This window comes from Mycobacteriales bacterium (assembly GCA_035550055.1).
Taxonomy (GTDB): domain Bacteria; phylum Actinomycetota; class Actinomycetes; order JAFAQI01; family JAFAQI01; genus DASZTV01.
This window is the reverse complement of the sequence record DASZRO010000019.1, coordinates 1-8,002: the sequence shown is the minus strand read 5'-3', so window position 1 is coordinate 8,002 and position 8,002 is coordinate 1. Positions and strand designations below refer to the sequence as shown.

6 protein-coding genes are annotated in these 8,002 nt (G+C 69.7%); 3 read left to right on the top strand and 3 right to left on the bottom strand.

The features are described from left to right. The coding region (locus VG899_03195; GenBank protein ID HWA65358.1) for a hypothetical protein at positions 1 to 634 on the bottom strand (634 nt) is incomplete at its 3' end. 218 nt (positions 635 to 852) lie between these two features. On the opposite strand from VG899_03195, the gene VG899_03190 reads away from it, so the two are divergent. Both VG899_03190 and VG899_03185 read left to right on the top strand, forming a co-directional pair. Continuing rightward, complete coding sequence (locus VG899_03190) at positions 853 to 3,177, top strand: right-handed parallel beta-helix repeat-containing protein (protein ID HWA65357.1); 2,325 nt, start codon at positions 853 to 855, stop codon at positions 3,175 to 3,177. 80 nt (positions 3,178 to 3,257) lie between these two features. Then, positions 3,258 to 3,659, top strand: a complete 402-nt coding sequence (locus VG899_03185; protein HWA65356.1) for a hypothetical protein — start codon at positions 3,258 to 3,260, stop codon at positions 3,657 to 3,659. Between the two features lie 18 nt (positions 3,660 to 3,677). On the opposite strand, the gene VG899_03180 is transcribed toward VG899_03185, so the two are convergent. Next, positions 3,678 to 4,274: a hypothetical protein gene (locus VG899_03180; protein HWA65355.1), complete on the bottom strand. Its 597-nt coding sequence runs from the start codon at positions 4,272 to 4,274 to the stop codon at positions 3,678 to 3,680. Between the two features lie 14 nt (positions 4,275 to 4,288). Next, a complete protein-coding gene (locus VG899_03175; GenBank protein ID HWA65354.1) occupies positions 4,289 to 6,061 on the bottom strand; it encodes an amidohydrolase family protein in 1,773 nt (590 codons plus the stop codon). A 118-nt stretch (positions 6,062 to 6,179) separates the two neighbouring features. Here VG899_03175 and VG899_03170 point away from each other — a divergent pair, with 118 nt between their 5' ends. After that, a complete protein-coding gene (locus tag VG899_03170; GenBank protein HWA65353.1) occupies positions 6,180 to 7,838 on the top strand; it encodes a CocE/NonD family hydrolase in 1,659 nt (552 codons plus the stop codon). Positions 7,839 to 8,002 lie beyond the last annotated feature (164 nt).

Here is an 8,002-nt window from a genome sequence, read left to right as displayed (position 1 = left end):
GCGGCTCGTCGGGAACGCCGGGGAACTCGGCGTACGACGGGTCCTTCGGGTCGAGCAGCACCTCGACCTGTTGCCCCGGCGAGAACGACGCGTACTGCGGGTCGTGCACCACCGCCGTGACGCCGCCGAGCACGTCGACGGTGACCGTCGAGGTGTAGGACACCGAGCCGTAGCGGCCGGTGTGCTTGATGTTGTCGACGGATTCGACGGTGACGTTGCCGCGAAGGCCGTGCGTCTGTGTCAAGTGCGACCGCTCCCCGTCGGTCTTGGCGCTGAAGACGCCGACCACCAGGACGATCGTCAACCCGGTCATGGCGACGGCGGCGAACCCCGCGAAGACCGGACCGTGTTTCTGGCTGCCGCGCCTCGGCAGGAACGAAGTGGCCGGCGGCAGCGAAGGCGTGACCCCGTCGTACCGCTGCTGGGAGAGGGCTGAGCGCAGCTGGTGCTCGTGGTGGATCGCTGCGTACCCGAGGAGCGCGAACCCGATCATGAACAGGACGCCGAACGCGACGCCGCCGTAGCTCTTGGGCGGGCCGTTGGGGTCGGTGCTCCGCGTCAGCTCGAAGATCACCGCGAGAAGGAACACGACCTCGGCGACCCCGATGACCGCGAGCAGTCGGGCCACCTTCATCGGCGTCCGCCCCATATGTCAGGAATCGGCCCGGCGCGGCCGTCGCTGTAGCCCCGGCGCCCACGCGGGCAGGCACTCACGGGCCCGCCGTCGAATACCTCCCCAACCCCTCGGTGATCTTGACGCTTTCGGCCTGTAGCGGGTGCCATCAGGCCGAAAACGTCAAGATCACCGGGGATGGGCCGGGGTTGGTTGGGCGGGCGACGATGGGGTGGCCGATGCGGGTGAAGCCGCGTACGAGTCTGTTCGCCGTCGGGGTGGCTGGGTTGCCGCTCGTGCTGTCCGGTCTCGTCGGGCACGCCGGTACGCCGGCCCCGACACAGACGCCGGCCCCGACACAGACGCCGACCTCGACCGCGGAGGTCGACATCGTTGCCTCGCCCGACGGGTCCGGCTCCGACTGCACCTACGCCGTACCGTGCAGCCTTCAGGTGGCGCAGGAGACGGTGACCGAGCGGGCGCTCGCGCCGGTCTGGCACGCCGACCTCGACGTGGTCTTCGAAGACGGCACCTACCACCTGACCTCGCCGCTGCACATCGGGTCACGGCTGTCCGGCCGCGACGGCTACCGGGTGGTCTACCGCGCCGCGGCGGGCGCGCACCCGATCCTGTCCGGCGGCCGCCAGGTGACCGGTTGGGCCAAGCAGCCGGGTACGACGGACACCTGGGAAGCGAGGATCCCGAAAGGGTTCGACACCCGCCAGCTCTACATCGACGGCCACCGCCGGCCGATGGCGACCGCGAAGCTCGGCGGTGTCGGGTTGCTGCAGACCAGCAGCGGGTTCATCGCCTCCGAGGGCAAGCAGATCGACTCGTGGGTGCACCCGTCCAACGTCCAGGCGGTGTTCCGCGGCGGCAACGGGCCGTGGACGCAGACGCAGTGCCCGATCGCCGCGATCAAGGGCACGGCGATGACGCTGGCCGAACCGTGCTGGCACAACCTCAACCTCAAGGCACTAGGAGTGCAGGAGATCTCCTGGTTCACCTCGCCCGACGGCGGGTTCGGCGGGCTCGCGCCGTGGAAGGCGCCGACGTTCTTCCAGAACCTCTACTCCGCGCTGAGCCCCGGCCACTGGGTGATCGACCGCGTCGCGCACAAGCTGTTCTACGACCCGCTCCCGGGTGAGGACCTCGCCAAGGAGGACGTCGTCGTCCCGGCGTTGCAGACGCTGCTGTCGGTCGGCGGTACGCCGGACCAGCCGGTGCGTGACGTGACGGTCAGCGGCCTGACGTTCGCCTACGGCACCTGGACCGCGATCGACAACCACAACGGCTTCCCGCAGATGCAGGCCGACTGGTACCTGTCGGGCGAGAACGCCAACACCCTCGAAGGCTCCTGCCACTACAACAAGCCGGCGGGAAGCTGCCCGTTCGCGTCGTGGACCCGCACGCCCGCCAACGTGGTCCTCACCCACACCGACCACGTGGCGATGCTCGACAACCGGTTCGTCCATCTCGGCGGAGCGGGCCTGGACGTCTACGACGGTGCCGATCACGACCTGGTCGAGGGCAACGAGTTCACCGACGTCGCGGCGGAGGGGATCCAGCTAGGCGCGACCAGCGACCAGCTGCACCCGCTCGAACACCACGTCACCGTCACCGAGAACTACCTGCACGACGTCGCGAACTCCTACCTCGGCGGATGCGCGATCTGGATCGGCTACTCGACGTACAGCCACATCACGCACAACTACATCGAGCACGTCCCGTACACCGCGATCTCGATCGGGTGGGGCGGCTGGCATCAGACGGTCCTCGCGCCGCATCGCAACCCGAACGGCAACGCCCACAACGTGGTGTCGAACAACGTGATGTACGACTACATGCACATCCTCGGCGACGGTGGGGCGATCTACTCCAACGGGTCGCAGGCCACGTCGTGGCAGACGGCGCTGCGCGAGCAGCACAACATCGCCTACCGCGGGACCAACACCGACTTCACCTTCTACACCGACGCGGCGAGCGAGTACGTGAAGATCGGCGGCAACTTCGCCTACTTCCAGCCGATCGACTCCTTCGACACCGGCGGCTGCCACACCGTCGGGCACATCCGGGTGTTCAACAACTACTTCGCCCAGGGCGGCCCGGCGTACCCGTGCTTCGCCTACACCGACATCGTCCCGTCCGGTACGACGACCGTGTGCGAGGTACCCGACCCGTCGCAGGCGCCGGTGTCGATCATCCGCGGCGCCGGCCTGGAAGGCGCCTACCGCGACCTGATGAGCCGCTATCGACCGGAGGTCGATCTGGTCGGTCCGCAGCAGCTCTCACTCAAGGGCGGGCAGGTGCTGATCAGCGGTGGCGGCTTCACCTCACAGTCGCAGGTGTGGTTCGGCGACAAGGCCGCCACAACCGTGAAAGTGCTCTCCGGCAACTACCTCCTCGCGACCGCTCCGGCCGGCAGCGGCAAGGTCACCGTGACGGTGAGCAACGCGCGCGGCAGGAGCGCGACGAACTCCTACTCCCACCTCACCTACGCGCAGCTGCCTGCGCCGTGCCAGCTCAGCGACGGCACTGGGATCTCGACCGGCCTGCTGAGCTGAGCTGAGCCGAGCCAGTGCCCGACCGAGGCCGACCCGCGGCGTCGTTTGTGCTGCCATCGACGAGCCGCGACACTTCAGCGGTGAGACGCATCGCAGTCCCAGCCCTTGCCATGACGGCCGTCCTGTTCGGTACGGCGCTGACCGGTACGGCGTTCGCCGCGCCGGCGCGCACGAAGGTGGTCGGTGACTGCCAGCACGCGCAGTACAAGCCGAAGACGATCACCGTCTTCTGCGACCAGACGCTGATCCTGACCCGGATCTCCTACACGTCGTGGGGCAGGAACGTCGCGAAGGGCGCCGACCGCACGTTCCAGGACAACTGCCAGCCGAGCTGTGCCGCCGGCAAGGGGATCTTCCACCGCGACCGCTTCACCCTCGACCGGCCCAAGACCGAACGCGGCGTGCGGGTGTTCACCCGCGTGCGGATCTACCGCGCCGGCAAGCTGTTCAAGACCTACCCGCTGAGCTCCCCGACGAGCTGACGCGCGACGCCCGCGCGGTCACTGCTGCTCGGCGAACCGGCTCCAGACGCCGCGGCGATCCTTGTCGAAGTCGAGGATGACCTGCTGGTCGAGGTCCTTGGCGGGCGTCGACGCGACGTAGATCGCCAGGTTCTCCTCGAGGTTGTCCCATGCCGCCAGCGCCTCGTCGGCGTGGGCCCGCCGCGCCCGCCAGTCGAACAGCGGCTCGATGCCGATCATCACCGTGACCAGCGCCGAGCAGACGAAGCCGAGCGTCCCGAGCGGACCGAGATGGGCCAGCCCGAGCGCGATCGTAGTCGCGGCGGACAGCAGCAGCGTGAGCACCATCGACGCCGACGCGAGGTTGCGCCAGATCCAGCGCCGGTTGCGGGCGTAGTCCTTGTCCTCGAGCAGGCGCAGCCGCACCATGTCGGCCAGCTCGAACGGCTTCAGCCCGGCGACCAGCGGATGCGACGGGTCTTGTGCGCGCTCGCGCGCTTTCGCCTCCGCGACCATGCTGCGAAGCTCGCCCTCGATCGGCGCGACCTCACGCCGCGCCTTCTTCAACGACTGAGACAACGTACGGCGGCGACGCTTGCGGGTGCGTGCCTCGCCGAGGGCCGGAGCTTCGGTCATCGGTCAGTCCTCCGCTACGCGGTGGCGGTCGCGGCGCTTGCTCTCGCCAGCCGGCCGGGCCGGGCGCCGGTGTCGACGTCGTCGCGGCGGGTCACGACCCCGTTGACCAGCGTCGCGACGTAGCCCTCGGCGCCTTGCAGGATGCGACTGGCGCCCGCCGGCAGGTCGTAGCGAAGCTCGGGCGCCTTGATGCGCAGCCGGTCGAAGTCGATGACGTTGATGTCGGCACGTTTGCCGACCTCCAGGGTGCCGCGGTCGGTGAAGCCGTAGAGCGCGGCGGTGTCACCGCTCATCTTGTGCACGAGCACCTCGATCGGCAGCAGCTCGCCCGCCGTACGGTCCCGGCCCCAGTGGGTGAGGTGGAACGTCGAGGACGAGCAGTCGGAGATCAGGTTCACGTGGGCGCCGGCATCCGACAGGCCGGTGACCGAGTTCGGGTCGAGCAGCATCTCGCGGCAGACCTCGAGGTTGCCGCCGGCGAAGTTCGAGCCGAGCGCCATGTAGAAGGCCTTGCCCTCATCCTCGAGCAGCAGGTCGTACATGTACGCCTGCGGCTCGACGCCCGCCGCCATCGCCTTCATCAGGACGGAGTCGTCGAACGACGGCTCGTAGTTGACCGGTTCGGCGAGCGGGAACGTCACCGGCAGCGCACTGTTGAACAGCAGCATCAACGCGGCGGCGCCGTTGGGTTGGTCTTCGAACTTGTCGGTCTCACTGAGGATCGCGTCGCGGACCTCGGGCCGGCGCATCTCGGCCACTCGCTCGGCCAGCGGCAGGTCCGCGATGGCGAGATAGGTCGGGCGGAACATGAACAGGTGGTAGGCGTCGAGGCTGGTCATCAGCGTCACCGACCGCGGCAGGATCTGCGGGCGCAGCACCGCGCCGGACGCCGACGACTCGCGCGCGGCGTCCATCACCCGGCGCCACTCCTCGGGATCGTCGAAGAGCTGGGCGACGGTGAACGTGACCGGGCGACCGCTCGCCTCGGCGACGGCGCGCAGCAGCGGCAACTCTTCCATCATCGTCGAGCGCTCACCGCCGAGGGCGTCCAGCTTCCCGATCGTGCCGGCGACGATCGCCTCGAAGACGCCGTGGCCGGCGCCCCGCATCGCCTCCGCCATCGCGACCAGCTCGGACTTCGCCGCAAACGTGCCCGGCACCGGCGTACCGGACTTCGACCGGTGACCCACCGTGCGCGAGGTCGTGAAGCCGACCGCGCCGGCGTCGAGCGCGCTCCGCACGATCGCGGCCATCTGCTCGAGGTCGTCAGCGGTCGCGTCCTCGTTGGCCCGGCCGCGCTCACCCATGACGTAGAACCGAACCGCGCCGTGCGCCACCTGGGCGGCGACGTCGAGGGCGTACCGACGGCCGTCCAGCAGGTCGAGGTACTCCTCGAAGCTCTCCCACTCGCCCCACGGCATGCCGGTCGACAAGGCGGAACCGGGGATGTCCTCGACGCCTTCCATCAGGTCGATCAGCGCGGCGTGGTCGGCGGGTCGGACGGGGGCGAACCCGACGCCGCAGTTGCCCATCACCAATGTGGTGACGCCGTTGGCGGCGGACGGCTCGATCGCCTCGTCCCACGTCACCTGGCCGTCGTAGTGGGTGTGGACGTCGACCCAGCCGGGGGTGACGAGCAGGCCGCCCGCGTCGATCCGCTCGCGCGACTCGCCGCTGACCTGACCGATCTCGACGATGCGCCCGTCCTGGATGGCGATGTCGGCGGCGTACGGCGCTGAACCCGTCCCGTCGACAACGGTGCCGCCCGCGATGACTGTGTCGAACATGCCCGCCGCCCGCCTGATGTGAAGGAGTGCGGCGATCTTCGCACCGGACGGCCTGACCCGCCACCACGGTGGCGGTGTGGGTGGCGAGCGTTGCTTGCAGGTGCGTACTGTCGCCTGCGTGACTGTGACCAGCCGCGCTGCTGCGCGTCTCGCGAAGCTGCCGCCCGCCAGGACGACCAAGGTCTGCGTCGACCGCGACATCGCGATCCCGGTCACGGACGGCGTGACGTTGCTCGCTGACCGCTACCACCCGGCCGCCGAGCCGAACGGGCTGCCGCTGCTGATCACGCGTACGCCGTACGGACGGGTCGTCGAAGGCCTGTTGGCGCGGCTGTACGCCGAGCGCGGCTATCAGGTGCTCGTGGTCAGCTGCCGCGGCACGTTCGGCTCGGGCGGGCGCGACTTCCAGCCGTTCGTCAACGAACGGGCGGACGGTCACGCGGTCATCGAGTGGGCGGCAGCGCAGCCGTGGTTCGGCGGCAAGGCGGGCCTGTTCGGCGCCAGCTACGTCGGGCTGACCCAGTGGGCGGTGATCGACGGCCTGCCGGACTACGTCAAGGCGTGGGCCCCGACGGTCACCTCGTCGTGGTTCGCCGACCTGTTCTACCCGGGTGGGTCGTTCGCCCTCGAGACCTCGCTCACCTGGATCGACGGCCTGTCACACCAGGAAGCCGGTGTGTGGCGTTCGCTGCTGCGCGCGCCCGGCCAGAAGAAGCGGGTCGCGGCGGCGGCCGGGGTACTTCCGCTCGCTGATGCCGACGCCACGATCACCGGCGCGACGTTCGCGTCGTTCCAGGACTGGCTCGACCATTGCGAGCCCGGCGACCCGTGGTGGACGCCGATGAAGTTCGACACCGACATCTCGGCGGCGCCGCCGGCCAGCTTCGTCGGTGGCTGGTACGACATCTTCCTCAAGCAGCAGATCGAGGACTACGTCGCGCTGCGCGCCGCCGGCCGTGAGGCGGTGCTCGCCGTCGGCCCGTGGCACCACGGCAGCATGGGCCAGGCCGGGCTGTCGATGCGCAGCGCGCTGTGGTGGATGGACCGCTGGGTCGCGGGGGAGTCCGCCGAAGCGGCCGGCGGCGAGCCGGGACCGCGGGTGCGGCTTCAGGTGATGGGCACCGACAAGTGGGCGGAGTTCCCGGACTGGCCGCCGCCAGCGACACGGCAGCGATGGCATCTGCACACCGGCGGCGGACTGCACACCGACCCGCCGGCCGACTCCGCCCCCGATCGCTACCGCTACGACCCGGCCGACCCGACGCCGTCGCTCACCGGGGCGTCCCTGCTGGCGATGAGCGCGGGTCCGAAGGACAACAAGGCGCGCGAGTCACGCAGCGACGTGCTCTGCTACACCAGCGAGGCGATGGCCGACGACCTCACCGTCGCGGGACCGGTGACCGCCGACCTGCACGTGCGCTCCTCCCTTCAGCACACGGACTTCTTCGTACGGCTCTGCGACGTCGACCCGAAGGGCAAGTCCACCAACCTCTGCGACGGCATCCTGCGGGTCGGGCCGGACCACCCGCCTACGCCGGACGGCGGCCTCGAGCTGCACATCGAGATGTTCCCGACCGCGAACACGTTCGCGAAGGGACACCGGATCCGGGTGCAGGTCTCCAGCGGCGCGCACCCGCTCTACGCGCGCAACCTCGGCACCGGCGACCCGCTCGGCAAGGGCACGACGATGGTCGCCGCCGACCAGGAGGTCTGCCACGACCCGAAGCGGCCCTCGGCGATCGTGCTGCCGGTCCTCGCCGAGCCGGTACGCCCCTAGGGAATCACTGATCAAGGCATGTCCTACTGCGCGTCGCCCGGATCGACGGCTGGACCGCGTTGTCGTCGTCGGCGGTAGCGCTGCTACCGCGCTCCTCCTCCGCCTTGCCAGCCGCCGCCCGGATCGCCGCTCGCGACGGACGGCATTGATCAGTGATTCCCTAG

Bases quoted from the DNA above. Each gene is read 5' to 3' on its own strand.
- VG899_03190 (HWA65357.1), top strand. From the start codon at position 853: ATGCGGGTGAAGCCGCGTACGAGTCTGTTCGCCGTCGGGGTGGCTGGG.
- VG899_03180 (HWA65355.1), bottom strand. From the start codon at position 4,274: ATGACCGAAGCTCCGGCCCTCGGCGAGGCACGCACCCGCAAGCGTCGC.
- VG899_03175 (HWA65354.1), bottom strand. From the start codon at position 6,061: ATGTTCGACACAGTCATCGCGGGCGGCACCGTTGTCGACGGGACGGGT.